Source organism: Thalassolituus sp. UBA3500 (genome assembly GCF_002377545.1).
Taxonomy (GTDB): Bacteria; Pseudomonadota; Gammaproteobacteria; order Pseudomonadales; family Oceanobacteraceae; genus Thalassolituus.
In genome coordinates this window covers 56013-82827 of record NZ_DFQB01000044.1, presented here as the reverse complement: position 1 = coordinate 82827, position 26815 = coordinate 56013, and the positions used below count along the sequence as shown (strand labels likewise).

The following is a 26815-nucleotide window of genomic DNA, read 5'->3' as shown; positions in this document are numbered from 1 at the left end:
CCTTTCTCAACTCAACTAATCCGCAGATTAGCAAGAGTAGACCATGTCGAACTCTACTGGGTCGGGTTAAGAGTTGTGTTCATGAACACACCGAACCCGCTATTGCAGCAGTTTCAAGCAGACACAAAAAAGGGCCGCTAGAGCGACCCTTTTCAACTCGACTAATCCGAAGATTAGCAAGAGTAGTACATGTCGAACTCTACTGGGTGAGTAGTGTGTTCTACACGGTACACTTCTTCCATCTTCAGCTCGATGTAAGCTTCGATCATGTCTTCGGTGAACACGCCACCAGCAGTCAGGAAGTCTTTATCAGCTTCGAGGCTTTCCAGCGCTTCACGCAGTGAACCACAAACCTGTGGAATCTTAGCAGCTTCTTCAGCTGGCAGATCGTACAGGTCTTTGTCAGCTGCATCGCCAGGGTGGATCTTGTTCTTAACACCGTCAAGGCCAGCCATCAGCATAGCTGCGAACGCCAGGTATGGGTTAGCAGTTGGATCTGGGAAGCGGGCTTCAATACGCTTGCCTTTAGGGCTTGCAACGTATGGGATACGGATAGAAGCAGAACGGTTACGGGCAGAATATGCCAGCATTACTGGAGCTTCGAAGCCTGGGATCAGACGCTTGTACGAGTTAGTAGACGGGTTGGTGAACGCGTTCAGTGCTTTAGCGTGCTTGATGATACCGCCGATGTAGAACAGAGCAGTCTCAGACAGGCCAGCATAGCCGTCGCCAGCGAACATGTTTTCGCCATCTTTCCAGAAAGACTGGTGAACGTGCATACCAGAACCGTTGTCACCAACGATTGGCTTAGGCATGAAGGTAGCCGTTTTGCCGTATGCAGCAGCAACGTTGTGGATTACGTATTTCAGAGTCTGAACTTCGTCCGCTTTCTTAACCAGAGTGTTGAACTTAACACCGATCTCGTTCTGACCCGCGTTCGCCACTTCGTGGTGGTGAACTTCTACGTCCTGGCCAGTAGCCATCAGGGTGTTACACATAGCGGCACGGATGTCGTGCAGGCTATCAACAGGTGGTACAGGAAAGTAACCGCCTTTAACACGTGGACGGTGACCCAGGTTGCCGCCTTCTACTTTAGAAGCAGTGGCCCATGCGCCTTCGTCAGAGTTGATTTTGTAGAAGTTGCCCTGCATATCAGAGCCCCAGGTTACGTCATCAAAGATGAAGAATTCTGGCTCTGGACCGAAGAAAGCAGTGTCACCCAGACCAGTAGACTGCAGGTAAGCTTCAGCACGCTTAGCAACAGAACGTGGATCACGCTCGTAACCTTGCATAGTTGAAGGCTCGATGATGTCACAACGCAGGATCAGAGTAGCGTCTTCTGTGAACGGGTCCATGTAGCAGGTTTCGTCATCTGGCATCAGGATCATGTCAGATTCGTTAATACCCTTCCAACCAGAAATAGAAGAACCATCGAACATCTGGCCAGTTTCGAAGAATTCTTCGTCAACGTAAGAAGCCGGAATAGTAACGTGCTGTTCTTTACCCTTGGTGTCAGTGAAACGCAGGTCTACCCACGTCACTTCATTCTCTTTGATCAGGTTCAGAGTGTTCTCTGACATTGTCTTTCTCCAGATGCTGGTTCTATTAAGTTCGGGGCAAGCCCCGGATTCCATGCTCACTGTTAGAGCAAGTAGTGTGCCATTTTGGACATCACTGCGAACCCGCTATTTACGGGCTAAACCGGAATGTCGCACACTGCAAATGCACCTCTATGAATCACACATCTGGCAATGTGCACTATTTTGATGCAATTATATCCATCCATCGGGTGTGCGATTTCAGGCCCGCACAGTATATGTTCACCGGCCCCCTGCCGTATATGCTCTTTGGTGCAATTCCATGCCTTTTTTATCCCGCCTTCTGGCGCACCGAAACCTCTTGTGTATTCCTGCGACACAGAATGAAAGAAATATCCCAGCTGTAATGTCTTTCAGGTATACTCCGCGCTCAAATTTTAACCTGCTCCTGACTCTGCCTGCGCAGTGCCATCAGGGCTAACCATTCTGAAGGCTACTGTTGTGATTGAGAATCTCAGAAACATCGCCATCATCGCTCACGTTGACCACGGCAAAACCACTCTGGTCGACAAGCTGCTAGAGCAGTCCGGTACTCTGGACCGCAACCAGGGCGGCGAGCGCGTGATGGACTCCAACGATCAGGAGAAAGAACGCGGTATTACCATTCTGGCGAAAAACACCGCTATTAAATGGAACGACTACCGTATTAACATCGTCGACACCCCTGGACACGCTGACTTCGGTGGCGAAGTTGAGCGCGTAATGTCGATGGTCGACTCAGTATGTCTGCTGGTAGACGCGGTTGATGGCCCTATGCCTCAGACCCGCTTCGTAACGCAGAAAGCATTCGAGCGCGGCCTGCGTCCGATTGTTGTAATCAACAAGATCGACCGTCCGGGCGCACGTCCTGACTGGGTTATGGATGAAATCTTCGACCTGTTCGACCGCCTCGGCGCGACCGAAGAACAGCTCGACTTCCCGGTGATTTACGCATCCGCCCTGAACGGCATCGCGGGTGATGATCCTGACAACATGGCTGACGATATGACGCCACTGTTCCAGATGATCGTTGATCACGTTGAAGCACCTAACGTTGAACTGGACGGCCCGTTCCAGATGCAGGTTTCTGCACTCGACTACGACAGTTTTGTTGGCGTCATCGGTGTTGGCCGTATTAAGCGCGGCAAGCTGAAGCCTGGTACAGACGTTCAACTGATTACAGCTGAAGGCAACACCCGCAAGGGCCGCATTCAGCAGGTAAAAGGTTTTCACGGCCTGAACCGTGTCGACGTTGAAGAAGCCAATGCAGGTGACATCGTCTGTATCTCTGGTATCGACGGCCTGAACATTTCTGACACTCTGTGTGCTGTTGGCAATGTAGAAGCTATGCCTGCACTGACGGTGGACGAGCCAACGGTAAGCATGACTTTCCAGGTGAACGATTCACCGTTCGCTGGTAAAGAAGGTAAATACGTTACCTCCCGTAATATCAAAGACCGTCTGGAACAGGAATTGATCCACAACGTTGCTCTTCGTGTTGAAGAAGGCGACAGCCCGGAGAAGTTTAAAGTTTCTGGTCGTGGTGAGCTGCACCTCTCTGTACTGATCGAAACCATGCGTCGCGAAGGCTTCGAAATGGCGATCGGTAAGCCGGAAGTTGTTCAGAAAGAAGTCGACGGTGAACTGCAGGAGCCATACGAGCAGGTTGTTATCGACATCGAAGACGAGCACCAGGGTTCCATCATGGAAGAGATGGGCAACCGCCGCGCTGAAATGACCAACATGGTTCCGGATGGCAAAGGCCGTACTCGTCTTGAGTTCATCATGCCAGCACGTGGCCTGATTGGTTTCCGTAACCAGTTCCTGACCATGACCTCTGGTTCAGGCATCCTGACCAACGTCTTCGACCACTATGGTCCGGTTCAGACAGGTCTGGGGTCTACCCGCCACAACGGTGTACTGGTTTCTATGGTTCCGGGTAAAGTCCTGGGTTATGCACTCTTTACTCTGCAGGAGCGTGGTCGTCTGTTCGTATCACCAGCGACTGAAGTGTACGAAGGCATGATTGTGGGTCTGCACAGCCGTGATAATGACCTGGTGGTTAACCCAACCAAAGCCAAGCAGCTGACTAACGTCCGTGCATCCGGCACCGATGAAGCCATCAACCTGACCCCGCCAGTGAAACACACTCTGGAGCAGGCACTGGAATTCATCGAAGACGACGAACTGGTGGAAGTTACTCCTACCAGCATCCGTCTGCGTAAGAAACTGCTGACCGAAAACGAACGTAAGCGCGCTAAGCCTAAAAAAGGCTAACTCGCGAAGCGTTTGATTAAAAAGCCCGGCCGAGAAATCTGCCGGGCTTTTTTGTGGCTACAAGAAACATAATCAGACTCAATACATGCACATACCAGCGTCACCGAACTGTCACCCTAACGCCCTAGACTCCGCGTTTCTTAATTTGACTGAAACAACGGAAGTACTATGGAATTCAAAAAATCATTACTCACGACCCTCATTCTGTCATTCGCATTGACCGGTTGCGGCGGTGACGACAATAGCAGTAACAACGACAACAGCAGCGATGTGGTCGATGACGTGACCGATACGTCAGACGCACCTACAGCACCAGAAGAAACTCTTGAGTTCTATGAATCGCTGGCGGCAGAAGGCGTCTACCTGCCTTACAGCGTATTGCGCTCCGATCTGATCGACAACAAAACATCTTTGCCATTTGAAGTACGCAATGGTGGCTTCGGCTCGGCGATGTTCAAAGATCCGCAAAGCGATAATCGTTTTTACGCCCTCACTGACCGCGGGCCAAATGCAACCTTTACCGGCGAATACGGCAAAGGTAAAAAATTCCCTACCCCTAATTACACACCGCGTATTGGTCTTTTCGAAGTCAGTGCAGAAGGTGACATCAGCCTGATTAAAACAACGTTGATGAAGCGCCCGAATGGCTCTCTGATCACAGGCCTGCCAAACACATCAGACCTGGGTGGTACAGGTGAAACCCCGTATAACGCGGATGGCTCGCCGGTACTCGTTAATCCAACAATGCCTTACGATGAAGAGACCAATCCGCTGAAACTCGATGATTACGGCCTTGACCCTGAAGGCCTGGTAGTACTGAGTGATGGCAGCTTCTGGGTGTCTGATGAGTACGGTCCCCACATGGTGCATTTTAATGCCGACGGTGTAGAAATTGGTCGCATCAACGCTTTCGCTGGTGACGAGCGTAACACTCATACGCTCCCCGCTGAGTTTGGCTACCGTCGGGCCAATCGTGGCATGGAAGGCCTAGCCATTACTCCAGATGAAAAGACATTGGTCGGCATTATGCAGTCCACTATGTACCTGCCAGATAGCTCTGTGAAAAATCTTGATATCACTCGTATCGTCACCGTTGATACCGACACAGGCGACGTGCATCAGTATCTTTATAAGCAGGAAAAAGCGCAGAACTCCAACTCAGAAATCATGGCACTCAGCGCTAACGAATTTATTCTGATTGAGCGCGACGGCAGCTTCCTGTACGGCGGGCCTAACGGCGCAGAAGCCGCTAAACCAGATGCCATGAAACGTGTTTATCGCATTGATCTGAGCACAGGTACAGATCTCGAATCGGTGGCACCAAGCGTTGTGGCCGCGGCAGAAGCGATCGCTGTTCCAACTCTGTCCCAAGACCCTGATCTTGGCCTGCTTATTAATGGTAATACCCTGGAGCAACAGGTTCTGGAAGATGGTGACTGGTCAACCTTGGCAGAACACAACATCGTGCCCGTTGAAAAAACGCTGGTGGTAGATATGGTCGCTGAGGTCGATTATCCGCACGATAAAATGGAAGGACTGTGGATTATTAATGACGAGTACCTCGGCGTACTTAACGACGATGATTTCGCTACCTGGTCAACCGGCGGAGAGCTGGAGCAGAAAATGCTCGATACCAACACCATCGATGGTAACCGCTTATATATCGTGCCTGCTGATCTCTCGGTGACACAGTAAGTAAAAGAAAGCAGGCGTAGAAATACGCCGGCTTTTTAAACGTACAAAAAAGGCCGCTAAATAGCGGCCTTTTTATTACTCACTGAGATTCAGATCAGATGTCTGAAATAGACTTCAGTGGGTAGTTTGCTGGCAGTGGGCCATCAGCCGCGCCAGTATCGATTGCAGCTTGAGCTACCGCAGTAGAAACGGCACCCAGCAGACGACTATCAACCGCTTTCGGGATGATATAGTCAGGGCCGAATTCCAGCTTGTCCAGACCGTAGGCATCCAGAACTTCCTGAGTCACTGGCTCTTTCGCCAGATCAGCCAGTGCTTTTGCTGCAGCCAGTTTCATTTCTTCGTTGATGCGACGGGCACGTACGTCCAGAGCACCACGGAAGATGAACGGGAAGCCAAGTACGTTGTTTACCTGGTTCGGGAAGTCAGAACGACCGGTCGCCATGATGGCGTCGTCACGTGCTGCTGCCACTTCTTCAGGCATAATTTCTGGTACTGGGTTCGCGCAAGCGAAGATGATTGGGTTAGCCGCCATCGTCTTGATCTGCTCGCCAGTCACCATGTTAGGACCAGACAGACCCAGGAAGATGTCAGCACCGTTCAGTGCGTCGTCAACAGTGCGCTTATCAGTGTCGATCGCGAAGCCAGCTTTGTACTGGTTCAGGTCGTCACGGCCAGAGTGAATCACGCCTTTACGGTCACACATAAAGATGTTTTCTGGCTTCATACCCGCCAGGATCAGCAGCTTGGAGCAAGAGATTGCTGCCGCGCCTGCACCCAGTACCGTCATTTTAACATCAGCGATATCTTTACCAACGATTTCCAGTGCATTCAGTACACCGGCAACCGTTACGATTGCAGTACCGTGCTGGTCATCGTGGAATACAGGGATTTCACACTGTTCAATCAGGGTGCGCTCGATCTCAAAGCACTCAGGCGCTTTGATGTCTTCGAGGTTGATACCACCGAAGGTGTTAGCAATACGACGAACGGTGTCGATAAAGGCTTGTGGGCTTTCAGACTCGACTTCAATATCGATTGAATCCACACCAGCGAAACGCTTGAACAGCAGGCTCTTACCTTCCATCACAGGCTTAGAAGCCAGTGGGCCAAGGTTACCCAGACCAAGAATAGCAGTACCGTCAGTGATCACAGCAACCAGGTTGCCTTTGGCGGTGTAGCGATATGCGTTCTCAGGGTCAGCAGCGATTTCTTTCACAGGCTCAGCCACACCCGGGCTGTATGCCAATGACAGGTCGCGTGAGGTTTGTGCTGGCGTGGTCAGCTCAACGCTGATCTTACCCGGCTTTGGAAACTCGTGATAATCCAATGCCGCTTGTTTGAAATCTTCTGACATAGTCGGTGTCCAGTTTCGTCGCTGTTTGTGTAATTTTGCCTCTTACACCGCTTCTTCTGGGGGTGCTGGGGCAAAAGGGCCGTATTTAATACCAAAAACGGTAGGGAAACTCCAGAAGAAAAGGGGAAATCTGGATGATTTATGAACATTTAATGATGTCAGGAGGATTTTTTATCCGATACGGGCATGGAAAGCGTCACCTGTAGGCCCGGCGACTGATTCTGAGCAACCACTTTACCGTTGTGCAATTCGGTAATACGGCTGACAAGAGCGAGGCCAATACCGTAACCTCCTGAAGCGTGATCACGGGCCGAATCCACCTGAGCAAATGCATCAAAGATTCGCGATAGCTCCTCTTCCGGAACGCCCGGCCCGAAGTCGCGCACAGATAAAGCCACTACACCGTTGCGTTCATGACAACGGACAACAAGCTCTGCACCTTCAGGCGAAAAACGGATCGCATTGCGCAGAATATTATCGAAAGCGCGTTCAACCAGAAGCCAGTCCCAGTTGGCTTTAACAGGTGCGGAATCAATGTCGCAGCGAATGCTCAGCTTGTGATCGTTGCTCTCGATTTCTGCATCATCAAGCCATTCCTGCAGGCGTTCCTGCACTATGTCTTCTTCGCGCAGCAGCTCGGCCTGATCTTGTTGTTGCAGTCGCGCCAGATCCAGCATTTGTCCGATCAGGTTATCCACCTGCCCAACGGCACGTTCGATCCGGTCATGCTCACTGCCCAGAACGCCGTTTTCGTCCTTTTTGCGGGCAATGGCCAGAGCGATCTGTAAGCGGGTCAGCGGCGAGCGCAGTTCGTGCGAAACATCTCGCAGCAGCTGTTGATGGCTATGCAGCAGACGCTGTAACGCATCCGCCATATCAATCACTTCCTGCGTCAGTGCGCCGATTTCATCATGGCGACGATACGTTTTACTGAGCGCCGACATGTCAAAGTCACCTTGTGCGAGGCGCTTCACCGCGCCTTGCAGACGTCGTACCGGACGCGTCATTGACCAGGCAAGTAGCGAGCACATTAGCGTCACCACCAGCACGACCGTTACCGGGATCAACCAGCGATTTTCGTCTTCAAGGACGCCTTGCCAGCCGCTGCGAGCAACAGCCACGTAGAGATAGTTTCCGCGACTCACCGGACCGATCATCTGCCAGCCGTCGTCTTGCCCCCAGAGGATCTGTGAGCGCTCAGCGGCTTCGTCAGCGAACTCTTCAATATCATGCGGAAGCTGACTGATGTTATCGAGCGGCGTAATCACGAGATTCCAGCCGGGCCGCAGACGGCGCCAGAAGCGGCGCTCTTCAGCAAGAATCGGACGTTGGGTTTCAACAATGGTGCGCAGCAGGCGGATTTCCTGCGTATTGGCTTCGCGATAATAGTCATCTTCCAACCAGACGATGACACCAATCGCCACCGTCATGGAAAAAAACACCATCAACCAGAACCAGAGGAAGATGCGTAGAAACAGAGAGCGGTACCAGCGCACCATCAGCGGCTTACCGCTACCCAGAGAGTCATAGAACTAGTTAACAAAACAGACCTTACACCCGCACCAGCATGTAGCCGCGGCTACGAACGGTCTTGATCCAGTCAGAATCGTCGTCGCGCTTACCAAGTTTTTTACGCAGGTTACTGACGTGCATATCAATCGAGCGGTCATAAGCCATTAGCTGGCGGCCCAGTGCAGCCATCGACAGACTGTCTTTATCCACAAGGTCACCGACGTTCTCCATCAGGCATTGCAGCACACCAAATTCAGCGCCTGTCAGAGGCAGCTCTTCGCCACTGCGCGTGGCCGTGCGGGTAGCGGGGTTCAGTTCCAGCTCACCGACTTTCAATTCAGTCGATGTCGACTCGGGCTCTTCCGCTGACATTTCAATACGACGAAACAGCGCTTTGATCCGCGCCATCAGCTCATGGTGGTGGTAAGGCTTAGGAATATAGTCATCAGCACCGTGCTCAAGACCCAGAACGCGGTCCACGCTTTCGCCACGGGCGGTCAACATAATGACGGGAATCGAAGACTTCTGACGAAGCTCACGCAGCACTTCGAAGCCATTTTTCTTTGGCAACATGACGTCGAGCAACACCAGACTGTAATCACCCGACAGCGCCTGCTGTAAGCCAGACTCACCATCGTGTACTGCAGTCAGTTCGAACCCTTCCATAGAAAGGTACTCTTTGAGCAGTTCGCCGAGCTCAACGTCATCATCAATCAACAGTACAGATTTCATAGCTTACCCTTAATCTTTACATTCAGAGTAACCCCGCGCTGTCACTGCGCCCACACGGTTTTACCCTTATTTACGCTTACCGATTTACGCTGACCGACGTGTCCTCTGACCAACAGGTCACTGGTCGAGCAAAGTCGCTACCCAGCGCGTGCGCTCGTTCACCTCAAAGGCGATCTTCACAACCATGGTCAGCGGAATAGACAGCAGCATACCTACCGGGCCTAACACCCATCCCCAGAACACCAATGACAGGAACACAACCAGCGTAGACAAGCCCAGTGTCCGCCCCATCATTTTGGGCTCTACGATGTTGCCGTAAAAGGTATTCGCGATAACGTAAACGAGTGCTGTCAAAGCCGCTTCGCCGACACTTAACTGAATCAATGCCACCAGCACCGCAGGTACGGCCGCAATAATAGAGCCGATATTTGGAATGTAGTTCAGAAGAAACGCAACCAACGCCCACATCGCCGCGTAATCAACACCGATAATCCAAAGCGCAATACCAATGCTGACCCCCGTCATTAAGCTCACCAGCGTTTTGATCACCAGATACTTCTGCACCAACTGAGAGAAGCGGGCAAAGTGCTGAACTGCCTGAGTGTGATCGCCCAGTGCTTTTCTCAGTTTTGCCGGGAAGCCAGCGGCCTCCAGCAGGATAAAAATCACAGTAAAGAGAATCAGAAAGGTGTTCGCCAACACGCCGCCAAGGCCATTAAATACGTTGGCGACCATTTTCATAACCGCGCCCGGATTAACATATTCACGCAGAACGTTATCCGATACATCCACGCCATTGGCCTGCAGCCAGGCCACCGACTGATCAACCAGGGCCTGCAACTTACTCTCGTACAGTGGCATGTCCTGATAAAACGCATTAATAGTCCGACCCACAAACGTTGCCAGAATGGTACCGAACAACAGGAAGCCGACCAGAATCAGCAACACCGCAACAATCTCTGGCACCCGGTGACGGGTTAACCATCGCATCACCGGCGCACTCAGAATGGCGATGAAGATCGACAACAGAAACGGAATCAGAATACTGGCAGCACTTTTAACCCCAGCAATGACAATCACAAAGGCAGCGGCGGCCAGGAGGATGTTGGTATTCAGGCGAGCATCACTGGGGTTCATAGAGAACTTCCTGTTGTCAGATGTCCGTACGATACCGCAGACACCAGAACGCGCCAAGATAGGCTTGCAATAACCGCAATAATCAGTAGAATCGCCACCTCTTCTTTGCGGAAGTGGTGAAATTGGTAGACACGCCAGATTTAGGTTCTGGTGCCGTAAGGTGTGAGAGTTCGAGTCTCTCCTTCCGCACCACTTACTCTCTCTGAGTAGGTGATTTTCAATAGTAACTCCACGCAGTACCCGTCTCGCTTTCCTTAGCTGGCCTATTCACGCCAATCGACAGACATCAGCAGCACAAGCCATTCGTTACGGTAGCAAGCCTCTTTAAACCGCAGTATTGTTAAAGAAAAAATCTCTCACCGATTCCAAAGCGCATGCAGTGCCTGGCAAGACGATCAGGGGTGCACGTCACCAAAAGGAGTTTGATCATGCAAACCGACAGCAAATACCTCAAGCTGAACAAATCTGAATTTCTCTATCTGGTCGTCGAGGACCTTGCACCCTCCGTCTCACAGATGATTACGCTGAGGCTTGCGACGGTGCACTCTGAGGAGGAAATCCGATCCGCCTTCAGGCACATAATGGATCTCTATCCGAAACTCAGAACAATTGTAGAACCGACACTTTTCTCGCAGCGTCTGAAGGTTATCTCTGATGAAATTCATATCAACGCTTTATTCGATGACGCCTTCAAGATAAAGAGAGACCTTCCTTTTGATTCACAGGCTTTCAAGGATTACCAGAATGAGTTTCTCAACGAGTCATTCACTCTTCAGCAGGCTCTACCGATTAAAATCCGCTTTCTGCCCGAAGAAAACATCCTGCTGATATCAGTTCACCATATGACCTGTGACGGTGTAGGCTGGATTAATATGGTCTCGTCATTGATGGCGCACCTGAATGGCAAAGAAACCGTAGCGCAATCCCTTGAAGACCCCTCAATGGTGCCAGGTGTATTCCAGAAACCCTACATCACCGCACCGATCCAGGTATTTAAGTCCTGGAAATTACTCTCAGCCGAAAATAAAAAAACGGCTCAGGACAAAATCATCAGCCCGGCAGAGACAAAAACAGACTTTATCGGCTCTGTTTCTATGAAGCACCGGTACCTCCAGAATGAACTGGCCGACCTGAAGCCGAAAGCCAAATCAATGGGCTACAGCCTGAATATTTACTTCCTCACTGCGCTTGCCCGGAGTTTCTTTGACAGATATGGCGAAGAGCACGGCGATACTGTATCCATCCGCCTCTCATACGATCTGCGCACTTATTTCGAAAAAGATGCGCCTGTGTTTGGTAATTACGTTACTACTTCCATACTCAGGGCGTACCGTAAAGATATGGAATCCCCGCAGCGCATGATGGAAAACCTGCAAAGCCAGCTCACTACCGCAATCGACAGACTGAAGCACAAAAAGCTTTCTTACCCCTGGCTTCTTGATAAAGCATTCACTCTCGTCGGTAAGAAGCTTTACTCTCTGGGGATATTGGCAGGCAAAAGAAAAGGAACGATCCCAGTACCGACCATTCATTTCTCTACGGTTGGTAGTCTCGACTTTCTGAACAAAGCCGGCGAAGCAGCGAAGGTAAAAGATGTTATCGCTACAGTACCGACCTTCGGGATGTTTATGACGCTCTGCAACATTGATGGCGTGTTCAATGTGAATTTGTCATACCCCTCGGCTGAATTTTCCGATGACAAAATGGAAAGCTTTATTGGCGAATTCGACCAGGAGCTGGGAAGTCTTGCGTCCCTGAAATCTGAGACAGTAACTGAAACTACTGAGCGGGAAGCAACGACCGCCTGAACGGTGAAGTAACGCTTACTATTTGCAAGCACTCACTAACCTCCTGCATTGCAATCACCGCTGTGCAGGAGAATATTCCCAAACAGTCATATCATTCCTGACAAGTGTCCCAAGATGCCATCTGAAATTTGTCTCTATCTGTCTCATAATGTCGTCATAGAACAAAGATAAGCAGGGGATCATGATGATACGCAAAGGCACGCCAGCCGGCCGCATTGGCCTTGGAATAGCAACCACAGTTCTTGGGGCAGCACTGCCTCTCAGTAGTCACGCTCTCGATAAACAGTTTGTCGCCTACAAACAAACCCAGGTCACACCGTTTGGCGACGAGGACTCAGTCGTCTTCCCTGGCGACAGTGTTACCTTCGACTCAACCACCTTTACCGAGCTGACCTACTCCAGTCCAACCAGTAAAAAGTTCTCCGTCGAGGTATCAGCCCTGCTTGATGCCGACAAGGAGATCGATCAGTTGAAAGCGATATTCAACTGGGGCGGGATCATGCTGGTGACTAGCCAGGGCTCGATCAAAGGGCGCTTTTCAGAAACTGATGAAGCAAGATTTCCCGGTAATCAGGACCCTGATGAATTGTTTCAGACACTCCTCCCGGAAGATCCCGAATTCGACGGTAAGTCTCAGTTTCTTGCCGTGGGTGTCCAGCGCTACGGCGACCGCTACGTCGGTATTGGTTACGAGAAAAGCGTATTTCCTGTCCTACTCGATGTAGACACAAATCAGAATCCCGAATTTGGCTTTAACTCCCGTACCGGCGAATTTGAAAGATACAACGAAGAAGGTAACTATCCGTATCAGGCGATTGATGCTGAGGGCACCATTGAAACGCTCGGTCTGTGGCTTCGGGTTGATTCACTCAAAAACAGTTTCGACAAAGTAGCAAGCACGGGAAAGCGGGATATCGGTCTCTTCCTCGATCTTGATATGCTTCTGGGGTTCTCGACCTACACACCTGGCGACCAGGTTGAAATAGACTATGAAAATGCGACGGAACAAGTTGCCGCAGACACGGGCAATCCCGGTGAGGGCACTGCACTGAACGTTTCCGGAGCCTCTTCACTGTTCTCAATCAGCAGTACTTATGGGGTGGGTTTTCAGGCCGTCGCCCCCGTTGCCGACTACATCATTGGTGCTAGCCTGGGGGTGGAAGGTACTCTCAACACCTACGCCTTTGAGTCCGACTACGACACGGGTCCGGGTGTTGAAGCGGAATACGGGTCAGAAAGTTTTTACGCCACCTACGGCATATTCTTCCGTGTAGCTGGCGCATTCTGACTTTACTCTGAAACAGAGTTCGCTTTACTGTGGGGTTAACCATTTTTAAAGGATTAACCCCATGGCCTTCCCTACCGCAGTTAATGATCAAATCACTGATTCCATAACCCAAAGCAATGTAAAAGTACTGGCCGACGCCCCTGCAATGGCCATGGGGAATTTGTATCAGGCGACCGCTCAGGCGCTTTCAAACGCGGCGCATAATGCCACTAGCGCTCAGCAGAATGCCGCAATCATCGCACAGGCTGCTCTGACCCAGGGCATATCAACGCTGTATAGCATCGATACGGCAAGTACCGCGGCTCAATTCGAAAAGACCAGCTCTGCAGAAGCGAAAGCAACATCGTCTGTTGATGCCAGCAACGCGGCTAAAGAAGCACCACTGGCGCAGAGGAGCACGGATAAGAATACCCCCAGCGACAGCACTCAGAGCGCTGAGATAGAAAACGTAGCAGAGCAGCAAGTCGAAGCACTCAAGGCGCAGTCAGAAGAAGCGCAGCAAAACATCAAAGAAAACCTGAATAAAACGATCGAAGAAGCCGTGAAATTCGCACTCGAATGTAATTTGGGCTCAGCCGACCGTTTTAATCATGCCGTACGTGAAGTCATGGATGCCTTCATAAGCTCACTGCAGGCAATCGCCGAAAGTGAGCACAAAAGCGCGATGAATACGGTAAAAATGGCAGCAACAATTCAGACCCTGCAAGCGATGCTGGTGTTTCCTGATAAGCATGAGCAGTACGCAAAAATACTGGAGACGGTGCAGGGCTTATAGACCAAACCAGCGAATTGACCTAATTACCCAAGCGCACATACCTATGGCTGGAAAATCCACGCTAGGGCACAGCTGGGGGCACTTAGATAAGTCTGACGGACTACTTGGATTTAGTTGATTCATTCGTCTCATCCATGATACTCACCCTTCGTGCAGCCTAACGGCTGTGCAAGGTGTTCCATACACTTTGTGGGCTGGCCGACAGATCCGTAAAAATAAACGTGGCTCAATCTCTGAAGCTGAACCTGCCATCATGGATCGCCTGGGAATCGATTCCGAACACTGGCTCTGCATCACTCAGAACTTCGAATCCGAATTTAAAGGCATTGTGGGCGCGGCTCACGAAGTGAAGTCAAAAATCAGCCGGTTCTGGGATGACCAACGAGAACGAAGGAGAACTGTGGGTCTGGCAGCCTGTAAATTGCGCCTTTCTTAACAGGCTTCTATTTGGTAAAAATTCATATTTCCCGAGGCGCTTTTCCGCTCTTGAGACAGCGGCGGAAAAGTGAATATAATATATAGAATTTACTTTTTTATGATGACTGTCTTTCTAACCGTGCTCTTACATCTTCTTACGATGACTGTCTTTGTAGTCCGTAGGAGCGTCTATATTTTCTCCGACAGTCCCAATCCCGACTATGACCGCTCATTCAGCTCTCTATCCAATTGCACTCTTCTAAAAAGTTCATTTAGTTCATCAGAGCCATAAAAAGGGCTTAATTTTATGAAGTATGTAACATACCCACCATTTAGAAGGATACACTCTGAAATATCCTTTAAATTGTAATTATCTTGCCAATCTTCCAGCTCCATATGATTAAAAACTACCCCACTGGTTCTCAACTTAGAGGCTAACAAGCTATTTTTATTGGCATAAGCCGATGACGCATCGTCATTAATTGGCTCCCGATATGCCAAATAATAATAGTTATAAATTACGATACTATAGCCAAAGCTAAGCAATGAGACATCAGCACCATCTCTTGCTACCTGAAAGAGACAAGTCACACCAAGACTATAAAAATAATCATAACCCTCATCTTCTGAACCATGCCAATCCGGAAGCATGCGTTTTATCTTATTAATAAGGACATGAGTTCTGTAAAAAATAAGATAAAGGAAGACGCTTAAATAAAACACTAACCCAGCGAACAAAAATAAAAACGCTAAATTTAAACTCATCTTCTAACATCCCGAATCTTTTTTGACAATACTCATTATTAACTTAGCAACAACAGAGAAACAGTGCATGAGCATGTAAGGAGAGAGCATCCCTTTCTCTTCGCCAGCACCTACATGGACTGGCCAACTGTATGAACCGAGCTCCTGAAAAGAATGCCTGATTCTCCCTTCGGGTCAATAACAACCGGACCACTTCCCACAAGACCCCTCTGTAACACACACTCCTTGCGACTTAAGTATCTTCCGCCTTCCCTTCTGCTATCTGGTCTGCGCCGCTACAATAGCCGCAGATACATGACACACAGGCTGCCCATGACTGGCCTTCTGATACTTCTGCTCTTTCTGGTCGCAGGCAACCTGCTCCAGTCCCAACTGGATTCGCCCGTGCCGGGCTCCATCATCGGTATGCTGCTGTTGCTGGTGTTTCTTATGATTCGTGGGCGTGCGCCTGAGTCGCTGTCGCAGATCAGTAAGACGCTGTCGCCACTCCTGCCTCTGTTTATCATCCCGGTGAGTGTGGGCATCGTGACTCAGAAGGAGCTGCTGGCGGAGAACGGCATTGCCTTGCTGGTGATTATGGCGGTGAGTATTGTGCCCGGCGCAATTGTATGTGCGGCCATTATGAAGTTTAGGAGGAAGCGCGATGCTGAATGAGCTTCTGCATATGCCGCTGTTCTGGGCGATGCTGACCATTGCGGCATTTACTGTGGGTCAGCATATCTATCGACTGTTAGGTAATACGGCGTTTCTGCCACCGATTCTGACAGGGATCATTCTGGTCTCCGTGGTGCTTGAGGTCACTGGCATCAGTTTCGATACCTACATGGATGGCGGGCAGTATCTGCATCTTATGCTGGGGCCGGTGGTGGTGATGCTGGCTGTCCCTCTGTATCAGTTTATTCATGTGATGAAGAAAGAGTGGCTACGCATCTCTCTGGCTATCAGCCTGGGCAGCGGCACCACGGTGGCCGTCGCGGTGGCAATGGCGCATTTCTGGATTGGCAATGACCCGATCACAGTTACGATGTCTACCAAGTCGGTGACGACGCCGGTAGCAGTCACGGTCAGCGAGCAACTGGGGGGTGTCGGTGCACTAGCATCGGCGTTTGTCATCATTACCGGCGTGTTCGGCGCATTAATGATTCCGCCTTTGCTTAAATCCGTTAAACTCGATGATCCAAAAGCCATGGGGCTTACGCTAGGCGTCTGTGCTCATGCCATTGGTACCAGCCGTGCGATTGAGCTGGGAAATCAGCAAGCGGCTTATTCCGCGATGGCGATGACTCTGACCGCGACCTTACACGCGGTTCTGTTACCGCTGGTGATGTAAAAAGCCTCAATAAAAAAGTATTTGCTATGAAAAACGCTTTAAGAAAACTCTTTGCTCCGATCCTGAATATCTTTGAAAACAGCAAAGATGAATACGTTTATAAAGAATCTCACCGAACCATTCTGATTGCCGTAGGAAGTTTGTTTCTCGTACTGTCGGGTGCTGGTGGTTGGGTTGCCGTTCAGGCGGGTCAGGCGGGCGGCGCATTCCCGGCTATTATTTTCGGGCTGATCGGTCTGGTATGTTTAATTGTTGGCTTTCTGGGCAACGATAAGGCGGTCGCCAACATCTGGAAAAATCGCTGAAGGTGGCTAACGCCCGCCAGCGTCTCGACCGTTTTATCAGTGCGTCGTCGCAGATTCCGCGCGGGGATGTTCGCAAGCTTGTTGCCGCTCGCCGTATCACGGTTGACGGCGACTTCGCTTGCGATGCTGGATTGCTGGTCGATTATTTTTCGCACATCACCCTGGACAGCAAAACACTGCAGCGCAACACGCGACGCTATTATCTGTTGCATAAACCCGCCGGTGTCGTCAGTGCGACGACCGATGAAATACACCCGACCGTAATAGATCTTCTCCGCACTTCAGGCGTTTCCGACTGCGCCCTTAAAGATCTGCATATTGCCGGCCGGTTAGATCGCAGCTCAACCGGGCTGCTCTTGCTGACTAACGATGGCGAATGGTCAAAAAAAATGACCGCTCCGGATAAAAATATTTCAAAGGTTTATCAGGTGACGGTTGAGAAGCCCATAAATCATGACTATATCGAGGCGTTCCGTGACGGTATGTTCTTCCCCTATGAGGGCATTACGACCAAGCCAGCTCAGTTAGAGATTATTGATACGTACTCGGCCAGAGTGACCCTGATGGAAGGAAAGTACCATCAGATCAAGCGTATGTTCGGACGCTTTCGGAACCCGGTTTTAAAATTACACCGGATTGGTATCGGTACTATTGAACTTGATAGTACGTTGGAAAGCGGGCAATTTCGCGAGCTGACTCAGAACGAAGTCCGATTAACTAACAGTTGTTAGATACTATTTTCGTAACCAACGATCATCCAGTAACGCACGACCAAGGATGATAGCCACTAAGCCACCAACCAGGTTTGCAATAAGCTCCGCGGCGTAAATCGAGCGCGACTCAAGCACCAGACTCAAGCCAATCGCCACAGGCACCATAATCAGAGCAACACGAACGACCGATTGCCCCAGCGCCCAGTATGCACGATCAATTGCGTTAAACGCACCATTCACAACGATCAGCGCACCAAACCCGGCGTATCCCCAGACAGAGATCATCAGATACGTTGAAATAGCATCAATCACTGCTGGGCTGTCAGTAAACACAGACGCCAGAGACTCACGCCAGGTCACTAACAAAGCGCCTGCAGTCAGGCTGTACACCACACAGAAACCAATCGCCATCCACAACGCCCGGCGAGCCCGGTCGCCATAGCCCGCCCCCCAGTTTTGGCCAACGATTCCGCCAATCGAACTCGAGAGCGCCAACAAAGGCACGACGGCAAGCGCCTGCAAGCGCCCACCTGCACCGAAACCGGCAACGGCGGCATCCCCGTATTTCGCCAGTAATGCCGTCATAATGGATAACCCAACAGGGTTCACTGAATTAGATACCGCCGCAGGGGCGCCCACTCTCAGCAGAGCACGAATATCCTCTCCCGGGTGCGCCTCTTTAAGGCGTGAGAAGTTCAGGCCGACAGGGCTTCGCGCAATCAGCACCAGTGCCAGAATGGACGCCAGTGTCCAACCTGCTACGGTGGCGTAAGCCGCACCCTTAATACCGAAACCTTCGAAGCTACCAATACCGGCAATCAGAATAGGGTCGAGTATCAGGTTGACCAGGGCCATCATCATAAGAATCAGAGACGCCTTACCCGCCATACCCTGAGCACGCAGAGCTCCATTGCCCCCCATGTTGACCAATAACATAGGAAAGCCGAACGCAAAGGGGGTCATGTAGGAGTCGATCAATGGCAACAGATCTCGGGAAGCATTCATCACTTCAAACAAGGGGCGCTTGAAGAGCAACAGGAGCACCGTGATGACAATGCCAAAAATACCCGCTGCCACAATCCCCAGTGCTACCAGACTCTGCGCCTTGTGCTTCTGCCCCGAACCTAACGCCCGCGAAACAACAGAAGCAATGGCAGCGATCACCCCGACACCAAGCGAGGACAGAGCAAACACCACCGGGAAGATAAAACTAACGGCCGTCAGAGGGTCCTTGCCTAAATTACCAATAAAATAGGCATCCAGAAGCCCGACCGACATCAGTGCCAGAATGCCTATCACCATAGGCAATGTCTGGTGATACAGGTGACGCCCCACAGAGCCACTGGTAAGTACTGCGCCTTCGACGCTCATAAAACCCCAGATTTAATAAAAGATGACCGGCTGCACGGTAGCACAGACCTAACGGGCGCCGCGCGGGATAGTCTGTTCAGGCCAGTTGCAGAATACAGGGTATGTCTAGAGCGGCGTGCCCTCAAAGCGACCATTCAGATATTCAACAGCAACCGCTAAGGCACCTATTGCGCGCCCTTCGTTAAAGTCATCGCGGCCGTAAAGCTCGGTCAGGTCCTTGAGCTTCCACTCAACCAACTCCAGCGGCTCCGGCTCATCGCCTTCCAGCTTTGACGGATACAGGTCACGGGCCAGCACCACATCAATGCCTCCACGCATGTAGCTTGGCGACAGACTCATTTTCTTCAGGTAAATGAACTCGCGTGCGGCGAAGCCGATTTCTTCCTGCAGTTCGCGGTTGCAGGCGTCACGCATCGATTCGCCCAGGTCCACCGCACCTTTTGGCAGGGTGAGGGTGTAATCTTCAACACCGCCCCCATATTCACGTATCAGGGCAATCGTTTCATCATCCAGCAGAGCGACCATCATGACGGCACCGCTGCCACCTGGCACCAGTCGTTCGTAAGTTCGTTCAACGCCGTTACTGAACCTGAGGTCAATGGATTCCACCCGGAACAGGCGACTTTCTGCGACCATGTGGCGATTCAGGATTTCGGGTTTTTTATGCATGACAGCCCTGTTTAAATAGTCGGTGAACACTTTTCGTAAGGTATTAGCGCATGACGATGCCAGACTGGCAAGAGATAGACACGGTTCTGTTAGATATGGACGGCACCCTGCTCGATCTGCATTTCGACAATTACTTCTGGCTGGAGCACGTGCCGAGTAAATACGCCGAGCATCACGGCCTCTCAGAAGAAGAAGCTCTCGCAGAGCTGAACAAAAGTTTTGTCGGCCTGCGTGGCACGCTCAACTGGTATTGTCTGGATCACTGGAGTGACCTTACCGGGCTGCCCATCGCTGAGCTGAAACGCGATGTGCAGGACAAAATTGGTTTTCGCCCGCATGTGGAAGACTTCCTCGATACCATGAAGAAGCTAGGCAAGCGCACCGTGATCGTCACCAACGCACACCGCGACAGCGTGAACCTGAAAATGGAACGCACCGGGCTCGATAAACTCGTCGATCACGTCATCAGCTCCCATGATTATAAAGAACCGAAAGAAAGCCAGGCGTTCTGGGACCACCTGCAACGCGAAGAACCCTTTGATAAAGAGCGTTCCCTACTGATTGACGACAGCCAGGCTGTGTTAGAATCGGCAGAGAAATGGGGTATCCGTTGGCTGCTGACGATCTTTCACCCAGACAGCCAGAAAGCGCCAAATACCGACAGTCGCTTTCCGGGCATTCACCACTTCGACGAATTCAAATTTTAGTGAGTCAGGTTGTCTGCGAAAGCGGGCATCTGCGCCAGGGATGGCGCAGCTTGAGCTTACATGGACGTACTTGCAGCGACCCGCGATGTAGAAACCTGATGAATAAAGGGCTTGGCGGAAAAGCCGAGACAGATACAGCGTACTCCTGATCAGGAATTATGAGCGAACAGACACACAAAGTCCGACTCGATAAATGGCTCTGGGCCGCGCGTTTTTTCAAGACACGTGCGCTGGCAAAAGGCGCAATTGAAGGCGGCAAGGTGCATTACGAGGGTCAGCGCTGCAAAGTTAGTAAAACCGTCGACGTGGGCGCCAAACTGACGATCCGGCAGGGCTTCGACGAGAAAATCGTCGTCATTAAAGCGCTCTCTGAGCAACGCCGCGGCGCCCCAGAAGCACGCCTGCTCTATGAGGAAACTCCCGAGAGCATTAAAGCGCGTATGGATAAAGCGGAGTACCGCAAGGTCGTCAAAGCCTCACAAGCAGCACCCGACCATAAACCAAACAAAAAAGAGCGCCGCGACATGCGCCGCTTTGAGCACAATCAGGACTATTAAGAAATGTCTGACACAACTAACAGCGCTGATAGCCTGCAACGCTTCAGCTTCGACAACACCAATATCCGCGGCGAGCTGGCGCACGTCAATGCGAGCTATCGCGAAGTACTGAAGCGCCACCAGTACCCCACACTGATTGCCAAAGCCGTTGGCGAACTGATGTCAGCCACCGCGCTGCTGAGCGCTAATCTCAAGTTCACCGGGCGCCTGACGTTACAGATTCGCCTGCCCGGCAACATCAGTCTGCTGCAGGCCGAAACCAGCGACAAGGGTCAGCTGCGCGCCATTGCCCGTTATGAAGAAGGTACTGAAGAAAGCGAACTGAGTTTCGCTGACGGCCAGATGATCATCACCATTGAGCCTGAAGTCGGTCAGCGCTATCAGGGCATTACCCTGATCAAGGGCGGTAACGTCGCTGGTGCACTGGAAGACTATTTCGAACAGTCCGAACAGCTCAGCTCCCGTTTCTGGCTGGCTTGCGATGGCCAGAATGCCGCAGGCTTTATGTTGCAGCAAATGCCGTCAGAGCAGGGCGATGATCCAGACGCCTGGGATCGCCTCAGCCATCTGGCAAGCACGATCAAAGATGAAGAGCTGATCAACCTGAACAACGAGGTCCTGCTGCACCGTCTGTACCACGAAGAACAGGTGCGGACTTATCCAGCAAGCGAGCTGAGCTTTTTCTGCACATGTTCAAAAGACCGGATCGGTAATGCGCTGCACCAGCTTGGCAAAGACGAACTGATGCAAATTATTGAAGAACAAGGAAAAATCAGCATCAACTGCGACTTCTGTAAGCAAGCCTACAGTTTCGACAAAGAGCAGGTTAATGAGCTCTTCCCGGAGCAGAACCTTCAGTAAAAGCTGAGAAAACAACGACTTAGCTCTACTGCGAACAATTATCGGTCAAAAAGCGACCAGCGGGGCTTAGCGCGCAATGAATTTTCTGGCATAATTGCGCGCCTTAAACTTTTGGGCTCGCCCGGGCACCCTTCAGGGCGGATTATTGAGATACAAAGTATGGCCACAAGCCGTACTGAATTTACGAGGACCCTGCGGGGCATCGATATGACTGTTTACACCGATTTATCTACTCCTTTCCTGGTAGAACAAGCCATCGCCCGCGGCGAAGGTGAACTGCAGGATAACGGCGCTCTGGTTATCAAAACTGGCAAGCGCACAGGTCGCTCTCCGATGGACAAATACATCGTTGAAGAGCCAAGCAGCAAAGACGCGATCGACTGGGGCAACATCAACCGCCCGTTCGACGCTGACAAGTTTGATGCCCTGTGGGAGCGTGTAGAAGAATATCTGGCCCAGCACGACAGCTTCGTATCTCAGGTGCATGTCGGCTCTGACCCGCAGCACTATCTGCCAGTAAAAATGACCACTCAGACTGCCTGGCAGAACCTGTTTGGCCGTAACCTCTTCATCCTGCCAGAAAGCTACAACCCGTCTGACAAAGAAGAGTGGCAGATCCTGAACGTTGCTGGTTTCGAATGTGTTCCAGAGCGTGACGGCACCAACTCTGACGGCGCAGTGATCGTTAACTTCGCCCAGCGCAAAGTACTGCTGGCGGGTATGCGCTACGCTGGCGAAATGAAGAAAGCGATGTTCGGTGTACAGAACTTCCTGCTGCCAGAAAAAGACGTACTGCCAATGCACTGCTCGGCAAACGTTGGCGAAGACGGCGACACCTGCCTGTTCTTCGGTCTGTCTGGCACGGGTAAGACCACGCTGTCTGCTGACCCTGCCCGTTACCTGATCGGTGATGACGAGCACGGTTGGGGCAAAGGCACTGTCTTCAACATTGAAGGCGGCTGCTACGCAAAAACCATCGATCTGTCTCAGAAAAACGAGCCGATCATCTGGGATGCGATCAAGTTCGGTGCCATCGTTGAGAACGTGACCATCGACGAGAACACCCGTGTTGCCGACTACAGCAACACTGAACTGACTGAAAACGGCCGCTGTGCTTACCCGCTGACTCACGTTGAGAAGCGCGTAGAAGAGAACATGGCGGGCGAACCTAAAGCCGTTATCTTCCTGACCTGTGACATGACCGGCGTTCTGCCTCCTGTGTCTGTACTGAGCAAAGAGCAGGCGGCATACCACTTCCTGTCTGGCTACACCGCTCTGGTAGGTTCTACCGAGATGGGTGGCTCTAAAGGTCTGAAGTCGACTTTCTCTACCTGCTTTGGTGCGCCGTTCTTCCCACGTCCAGCGGGCGAATACGCTGAACTGCTGATGAAGCGTGTGACTGAATTCGGTTCTCAGGTTTACCTGGTCAACACTGGCTGGACTGGCGGCCCTAACGGTGGCGGCGGTGAGCGTTTCAGCATCCCGACGACCCGAGCCGTGATTGCAGCAATTCAGACCGGTGCCCTGCGTGATGCTGACACGGAAGAACTGCCAATCTTCGGCCTGCAGGTTCCTAAGTCTCTGGAAGGTGTTGATGCAACCCTGCTGAACCCAACCAAAGCCTGGGCGAACGTTTCAGACTGGGAAGGCGCTGCGAAGAATCTGGCGGCTCAGTTCGTTGAAAACTTCAAGAAGTATGACGTCTCAGACGCGATCGTAAACGCGGGCCCCCAGCTGTAAGCTGAACCTGTTTTACGAGCATAGAAAAGGGCGCTACGGCGCCCTTTTTTGTGTCCATGCCGCTGACCCCACTCCTGCGACAATCCACCACATCCATCGATAGCTATCATGCCATAAAATATAACTAACAACGCATGAGGTTATATTATGAAAACAAGAACTATTCTGGTCACTCTCGCGACATTAAGCCTGATCAGCTGTGGCGGTGAAGCCTCTTCAGACAAAGGCCAAGCTCAAGGAAGTAATAGCGCCAAGGTTAAGGAAAAGAACTCTCTCGTTGATAAAGAGCCGGCCGGTCCCGGCTCTGAAAATACAGATAATCACAACTCATCAGAGGGCGGGGCGAACATAAAATACCTGCGCGAGAACCATGACCATTACAGTCATCATGGTGATATCGAAAGCTACCCGGTCGAACTTCATATAAACGGAGATCAGGTCTACTGGGATATTGAAGCGGATACAGAACAGGATGCGGAAATCCTCGCAGGCCACATTGAATTTATGATGCATGTGCATGAAATGGGCAGTATCCCCCGGGCATGGGACAAGCTGTTTGTCCTTGAGGCCTTCCTGCACGACCAGATCCACACTGAAGTCGAGCAAAAAGACACTCGTATCACCGTTTATAAAACCGGCGATACAGAGTGCGCTTATGAACTGGTTAAGGTTCACGCTTCAGCGGTCAGTAACGAGTTCTTCGCCACTGGCGATATATCCGCCGATCATTCCTATGCCGCAGAGCAGATATTGGCAATGGACATCTGTGCCGCTCAGCGAGAAGAAGCAGAAGCCTTTATCGCTGAGCACTGGGAACCACGCTGAGTAATATTCACAGGGTCATAGCATAGGTATACTCACGTCATCGTGAATAATGTACTTGTGAGTTATGACCCTGCCTTCGATTACCCAACGTCTCGCTACTGAACTCAATATCCGTCCACAACAGGTCGATGCCACCATCGGCCTCCTTGATGAAGGTGCCACCGTGCCCTTTATCGCTCGCTACCGGAAAGAAGTGACCGGTGCACTCGATGACAGCCAGCTACGTAACCTTGAAGAACGCCTGACCTATCTACGCGATATGGAAGATCGCCGGGCTTCCGTCATTAAAAGTATCGAAGAGCAAGGCAAACTCACCGACGAACTGAAGCAAGCGCTACTGACCGCGGATACCAAAACCCGCATCGAAGACTTGTACCTCCCTTACAAGAAAAAGCGCCGCACCAAAGGTCAGATGGCGATCGAAGCCGGTCTTGAACCACTGGCCGACGCCCTGTTCAACGACCCGAACCTGACGCCCGAACAAGAAGCTGAAAAGTACCTGAACGCAGAACACAGCATCGGTGATACCAAAGCTGCCTTAGATGGCGCTAAATACATTCTGATGGAGCGCTTTGCCGAGAACGCTGACCTGCTCGCTGCACTGCGTCGTTTCCTGAAACAGGAAGCGACTCTCTCAGTGCGGGTTGTGCCGGGCAAAGAACGTGAAGGCGAAAAATTTGCCGACTACTTCGAACATGACGAACCGCTGAAGTCGGTGCCTGGCCACCGCGCACTGGCAATTCTCCGTGGGCGTAATGAAGGCGTATTGTCATTCGCGCTGGTCACCGGCGACCCTAACGACAAGCTCAGCGCCAGCCCTTGCGAAGCCATTATTGCCGAACACTCCGGCATTAAAAACGAAGGCCGCGCCGCCGACCGCTGGCTCGCCGAGGTGGTGAAGTGGACCTGGCGTATCAAGCTGCTGACCAGTCTTGAAACCGAGCTGGTCGGCCAACTGCGCGAGCAAGCCGAAGAAAGTGCCATTAAAGTCTTCGCGGATAACCTGAAAGACCTGCTGCTCGCCGCCCCTGCTGGGCCGAAAGCCACCATAGGCCTCGACCCGGGCCTGCGCACCGGGGTAAAAGTCGCCGTGGTGGATAAGACTGGCAAGGTCGTTGATCACTGTGCAATCTTCCCGACGCCTCCGCAGAATCGTATTGCGGAATCCGAGGCCGTTCTGCTGGCGCTGATCCAGAAGCACGATGCCGAGCTGATCGCGATTGGTAACGGTACGGCCTCACGCGAAACCGATAAGTTCGTCGGCGATCTGCTGAAAAAACACAAAGACCTGAAAACGCAGAAAATCATGGTCAACGAAGCCGGCGCTTCGGTGTATTCGGCGTCCGAACTGGCGGCGAAAGAATTTCCGGATCTCGATGTGACCATCAGAGGCGCGGTCTCTATTGCCCGTCGCCTGCAGGACCCTCTGGCCGAGCTGGTGAAAATCGAACCGAAATCCATTGGCGTGGGTCAGTACCAGCACGATGTGAACCAGAGCCAACTGGCCCGCACGCTGGATGCGGTGGTGGAAGACTGTGTGAACTCGGTCGGCGTTGACCTGAATACGGCGTCTGCACCACTCCTGACCCGAGTCTCAGGCCTGAACGCCACACTGGCCAATAACATCGTTGCTTTCCGCGATGTGAACGGTGCCTTCACTTCCCGCAAAGACCTCGCCAAAGTGCCGCGCCTTGGAGACAAAACCTTCGAACAGGCAGCAGGCTTCCTGCGCATTATGGACGGTACAAACCCGCTGGATGCCTCCGGCGTTCACCCTGAGTCTTACCCGGTAGTGGAGCGTATCGCTCATGAATTCTCACGCGATGTGAGCAGCCTGATTGGTGACAGTGCCTTCCTGAAATCTGTCAACGCGGGCCAGTTTACTGACGAGAGTACTGGTGAGCTAACATTGAAGGATATCCTTTCAGAGTTAGAGAAACCCGGCCGCGACCCTCGCCCTGAATTCCGCTTCGCGGAGTACAAAGAGGGCGTCGAAGATATCAAAGACCTGAAGCCAGGAATGATTCTCGAAGGCGCCATCACGAATGTAGCGGCCTTTGGGGCATTTGTAGATATCGGCGTGCATCAGGATGGTCTGGTGCATATTTCAGCACTCGCCGATCATTTTGTGAAAGATCCACGCGACGTCGTTAAAGCGGGTGATATCGTTAAAGTGAAGGTGATGGAAGTCGATGTGTCGCGTAAGCGCATTGGCTTATCCATGCGACTCGGGGATGATATCCCGGTTGCAGGTGAGTCATCGCAACGCGGTGGTAAAGACAGGTCCCAGCGCCAACCTCGTGGATCGAAGCCTGCGCAGCAACCGGCAGGCAATGGTGCGATGGCGGGAGCCATGGCAGCGGCTTTTGCCAACGCTCGTAAGAAGTAAAACAGATA

General features: G+C 51.6%; 23 protein-coding genes and 1 tRNA gene. 16 read left to right on the top strand and 8 right to left on the bottom strand.

All coding sequences use genetic code 11. The features are described from left to right. Positions 1 to 173: 173 nt before the first annotated feature. Positions 174 to 1580 (bottom strand): glutamate--ammonia ligase, encoded by a 1407-nt coding sequence (gene glnA / locus B2R29_RS11205; RefSeq protein WP_301181148.1) that lies wholly within the window; start codon positions 1578 to 1580, stop codon positions 174 to 176. A 459-nt stretch (positions 1581 to 2039) separates the two neighbouring features. Here glnA and typA point away from each other — a divergent pair, with 459 nt between their 5' ends. Both typA and B2R29_RS11195 read left to right on the top strand, forming a co-directional pair. Beyond that, the gene (typA, locus tag B2R29_RS11200) at positions 2040 to 3854 is read left to right on the top strand and encodes a translational GTPase TypA (protein ID WP_301181147.1); all 1815 of its coding nucleotides are present in this window, start codon (positions 2040 to 2042) and stop codon (positions 3852 to 3854) included. A 168-nt stretch (positions 3855 to 4022) separates the two neighbouring features. Beyond that, positions 4023 to 5549: an esterase-like activity of phytase family protein gene (locus tag B2R29_RS11195; RefSeq protein ID WP_301181146.1), complete on the top strand. Its 1527-nt coding sequence runs from the start codon at positions 4023 to 4025 to the stop codon at positions 5547 to 5549. A 94-nt stretch (positions 5550 to 5643) separates the two neighbouring features. Here the strand turns inward: B2R29_RS11195 and B2R29_RS11190 are convergent, their stop codons facing one another. From B2R29_RS11190 to B2R29_RS11175, 4 genes are all read right to left on the bottom strand, one after another. Beyond that, positions 5644 to 6906, bottom strand: a complete 1263-nt coding sequence (locus B2R29_RS11190; RefSeq protein WP_301181145.1) for a malic enzyme-like NAD(P)-binding protein — start codon at positions 6904 to 6906, stop codon at positions 5644 to 5646. Between the two features lie 158 nt (positions 6907 to 7064). Continuing rightward, entirely contained in the window at positions 7065 to 8405 is a 1341-nt protein-coding gene (locus B2R29_RS11185) for an ATP-binding protein (protein ID WP_301181144.1), read from the bottom strand. A 52-nt stretch (positions 8406 to 8457) separates the two neighbouring features. Next, entirely contained in the window at positions 8458 to 9150 is a 693-nt protein-coding gene (locus B2R29_RS11180; RefSeq protein WP_301181143.1) for a response regulator, read from the bottom strand. A gap of 117 nt (positions 9151 to 9267) precedes the next feature. Further along, positions 9268 to 10287, bottom strand: a complete 1020-nt coding sequence (locus tag B2R29_RS11175) for an AI-2E family transporter (protein ID WP_301181142.1) — start codon at positions 10285 to 10287, stop codon at positions 9268 to 9270. Positions 10288 to 10394: 107 nt separating this feature from the next. Between B2R29_RS11175 and B2R29_RS11170 the strand changes: the two genes are divergently transcribed. The 4 genes from B2R29_RS11170 (at position 10395) to B2R29_RS16985 (ending at position 14158) form a co-directional block, all read left to right on the top strand. Next, positions 10395 to 10479: transfer RNA gene (locus B2R29_RS11170), tRNA-Leu, on the top strand. Between the two features lie 236 nt (positions 10480 to 10715). Then, positions 10716 to 12095: a hypothetical protein gene (locus tag B2R29_RS11165; RefSeq protein WP_301181141.1), complete on the top strand. Its 1380-nt coding sequence runs from the start codon at positions 10716 to 10718 to the stop codon at positions 12093 to 12095. Between the two features lie 181 nt (positions 12096 to 12276). After that, positions 12277 to 13383 (top strand): hypothetical protein, encoded by a 1107-nt coding sequence (locus B2R29_RS11160; protein WP_301181140.1) that lies wholly within the window; start codon positions 12277 to 12279, stop codon positions 13381 to 13383. Between the two features lie 61 nt (positions 13384 to 13444). Next, positions 13445 to 14158, top strand: coding sequence for a RebB family R body protein (locus B2R29_RS16985; protein ID WP_414716614.1), 714 nt, complete (start codon positions 13445 to 13447; stop codon positions 14156 to 14158). 636 nt (positions 14159 to 14794) lie between these two features. On the opposite strand, the gene B2R29_RS11150 is transcribed toward B2R29_RS16985, so the two are convergent. Continuing rightward, complete coding sequence (locus B2R29_RS11150; RefSeq protein WP_301181139.1) at positions 14795 to 15340, bottom strand: hypothetical protein; 546 nt, start codon at positions 15338 to 15340, stop codon at positions 14795 to 14797. 294 nt (positions 15341 to 15634) lie between these two features. Between B2R29_RS11150 and B2R29_RS11145 the strand changes: the two genes are divergently transcribed. Genes B2R29_RS11145 through B2R29_RS11130 form a run of 4 tightly spaced genes read left to right on the top strand, consistent with a single transcriptional unit; the run spans position 15635 to position 17706 of the window. Next, positions 15635 to 15994, top strand: a complete 360-nt coding sequence (locus tag B2R29_RS11145; RefSeq protein ID WP_301181138.1) for a CidA/LrgA family protein — start codon at positions 15635 to 15637, stop codon at positions 15992 to 15994. Next, the gene (locus B2R29_RS11140) at positions 15984 to 16670 is read left to right on the top strand and encodes an LrgB family protein (RefSeq protein WP_301181137.1); all 687 of its coding nucleotides are present in this window, start codon (positions 15984 to 15986) and stop codon (positions 16668 to 16670) included. Before B2R29_RS11145 ends, B2R29_RS11140 begins: the two co-directional genes overlap by 11 nt. Positions 16671 to 16696: 26 nt before the next feature. Continuing rightward, positions 16697 to 16975 (top strand): hypothetical protein, encoded by a 279-nt coding sequence (locus B2R29_RS11135; RefSeq protein ID WP_301181136.1) that lies wholly within the window; start codon positions 16697 to 16699, stop codon positions 16973 to 16975. 2 nt (positions 16976 to 16977) lie between these two features. Next, positions 16978 to 17706, top strand: a complete 729-nt coding sequence (locus B2R29_RS11130; RefSeq protein ID WP_301181135.1) for a pseudouridine synthase — start codon at positions 16978 to 16980, stop codon at positions 17704 to 17706. 3 nt (positions 17707 to 17709) lie between these two features. On the opposite strand, the gene B2R29_RS11125 is transcribed toward B2R29_RS11130, so the two are convergent. Together B2R29_RS11125 and nudE are read right to left on the bottom strand one after the other, a co-directional pair. Continuing rightward, on the bottom strand, positions 17710 to 19059 hold the full coding sequence (locus tag B2R29_RS11125) for an MATE family efflux transporter (protein WP_301181134.1): 1350 nt from the start codon (positions 19057 to 19059) through the stop codon (positions 17710 to 17712). A gap of 105 nt (positions 19060 to 19164) precedes the next feature. Beyond that, a complete protein-coding gene (gene nudE, locus B2R29_RS11120; protein WP_076514281.1) occupies positions 19165 to 19728 on the bottom strand; it encodes an ADP compounds hydrolase NudE in 564 nt (187 codons plus the stop codon). Positions 19729 to 19778: 50 nt separating this feature from the next. Between nudE and yrfG the strand changes: the two genes are divergently transcribed. From yrfG to B2R29_RS11090, 6 genes are all read left to right on the top strand, one after another. Beyond that, positions 19779 to 20435, top strand: coding sequence for a GMP/IMP nucleotidase (yrfG, locus tag B2R29_RS11115; protein ID WP_301181133.1), 657 nt, complete (start codon positions 19779 to 19781; stop codon positions 20433 to 20435). Positions 20436 to 20593: 158 nt separating this feature from the next. After that, a complete protein-coding gene (gene hslR, locus B2R29_RS11110; RefSeq protein ID WP_301181132.1) occupies positions 20594 to 20992 on the top strand; it encodes a ribosome-associated heat shock protein Hsp15 in 399 nt (132 codons plus the stop codon). 3 nt (positions 20993 to 20995) lie between these two features. Further along, entirely contained in the window at positions 20996 to 21853 is an 858-nt protein-coding gene (hslO, locus tag B2R29_RS11105; RefSeq protein ID WP_301181131.1) for an Hsp33 family molecular chaperone HslO, read from the top strand. A gap of 207 nt (positions 21854 to 22060) precedes the next feature. Next, complete coding sequence (locus tag B2R29_RS11100; protein WP_301181130.1) at positions 22061 to 23593, top strand: phosphoenolpyruvate carboxykinase; 1533 nt, start codon at positions 22061 to 22063, stop codon at positions 23591 to 23593. A 147-nt stretch (positions 23594 to 23740) separates the two neighbouring features. After that, positions 23741 to 24418, top strand: a complete 678-nt coding sequence (locus B2R29_RS11095) for a hypothetical protein (protein ID WP_301181129.1) — start codon at positions 23741 to 23743, stop codon at positions 24416 to 24418. Positions 24419 to 24482: 64 nt separating this feature from the next. Then, a complete protein-coding gene (locus tag B2R29_RS11090) occupies positions 24483 to 26807 on the top strand; it encodes a Tex family protein (protein WP_349678001.1) in 2325 nt (774 codons plus the stop codon). Positions 26808 to 26815 lie beyond the last annotated feature (8 nt).

Bases quoted from the DNA above. Each gene is read 5' to 3' on its own strand.
- B2R29_RS11145 (WP_301181138.1), top strand. From the start codon at position 15,635: ATGACACACAGGCTGCCCATGACTGGCCTTCTGATACTTCTGCTCTTT.
- B2R29_RS11135 (WP_301181136.1), top strand. From the start codon at position 16,697: ATGAAAAACGCTTTAAGAAAACTCTTTGCTCCGATCCTGAATATCTTT.
- B2R29_RS11195 (WP_301181146.1), top strand. From the start codon at position 4,023: ATGGAATTCAAAAAATCATTACTCACGACCCTCATTCTGTCATTCGCA.
- B2R29_RS11175 (WP_301181142.1), bottom strand. From the start codon at position 10,287: ATGAACCCCAGTGATGCTCGCCTGAATACCAACATCCTCCTGGCCGCC.
- hslR (WP_301181132.1), top strand. From the start codon at position 20,594: ATGAGCGAACAGACACACAAAGTCCGACTCGATAAATGGCTCTGGGCC.
- glnA (WP_301181148.1), bottom strand. From the start codon at position 1,580: ATGTCAGAGAACACTCTGAACCTGATCAAAGAGAATGAAGTGACGTGG.
- hslO (WP_301181131.1), top strand. From the start codon at position 20,996: ATGTCTGACACAACTAACAGCGCTGATAGCCTGCAACGCTTCAGCTTC.
- B2R29_RS11125 (WP_301181134.1), bottom strand. From the start codon at position 19,059: ATGAGCGTCGAAGGCGCAGTACTTACCAGTGGCTCTGTGGGGCGTCAC.
- B2R29_RS11090 (WP_349678001.1), top strand. From the start codon at position 24,483: ATGACCCTGCCTTCGATTACCCAACGTCTCGCTACTGAACTCAATATC.
- B2R29_RS11140 (WP_301181137.1), top strand. From the start codon at position 15,984: ATGCTGAATGAGCTTCTGCATATGCCGCTGTTCTGGGCGATGCTGACC.
- B2R29_RS11185 (WP_301181144.1), bottom strand. From the start codon at position 8,405: ATGGTGCGCTGGTACCGCTCTCTGTTTCTACGCATCTTCCTCTGGTTC.
- nudE (WP_076514281.1), bottom strand. From the start codon at position 19,728: ATGCATAAAAAACCCGAAATCCTGAATCGCCACATGGTCGCAGAAAGT.
- B2R29_RS11160 (WP_301181140.1), top strand. From the start codon at position 12,277: ATGATGATACGCAAAGGCACGCCAGCCGGCCGCATTGGCCTTGGAATA.
- yrfG (WP_301181133.1), top strand. From the start codon at position 19,779: ATGACGATGCCAGACTGGCAAGAGATAGACACGGTTCTGTTAGATATG.
- B2R29_RS16985 (WP_414716614.1), top strand. From the start codon at position 13,445: ATGGCCTTCCCTACCGCAGTTAATGATCAAATCACTGATTCCATAACC.
- B2R29_RS11165 (WP_301181141.1), top strand. From the start codon at position 10,716: ATGCAAACCGACAGCAAATACCTCAAGCTGAACAAATCTGAATTTCTC.
- B2R29_RS11095 (WP_301181129.1), top strand. From the start codon at position 23,741: ATGAAAACAAGAACTATTCTGGTCACTCTCGCGACATTAAGCCTGATC.
- B2R29_RS11150 (WP_301181139.1), bottom strand. From the start codon at position 15,340: ATGAGTTTAAATTTAGCGTTTTTATTTTTGTTCGCTGGGTTAGTGTTT.
- B2R29_RS11190 (WP_301181145.1), bottom strand. From the start codon at position 6,906: ATGTCAGAAGATTTCAAACAAGCGGCATTGGATTATCACGAGTTTCCA.
- B2R29_RS11180 (WP_301181143.1), bottom strand. From the start codon at position 9,150: ATGAAATCTGTACTGTTGATTGATGATGACGTTGAGCTCGGCGAACTG.
- B2R29_RS11100 (WP_301181130.1), top strand. From the start codon at position 22,061: ATGACTGTTTACACCGATTTATCTACTCCTTTCCTGGTAGAACAAGCC.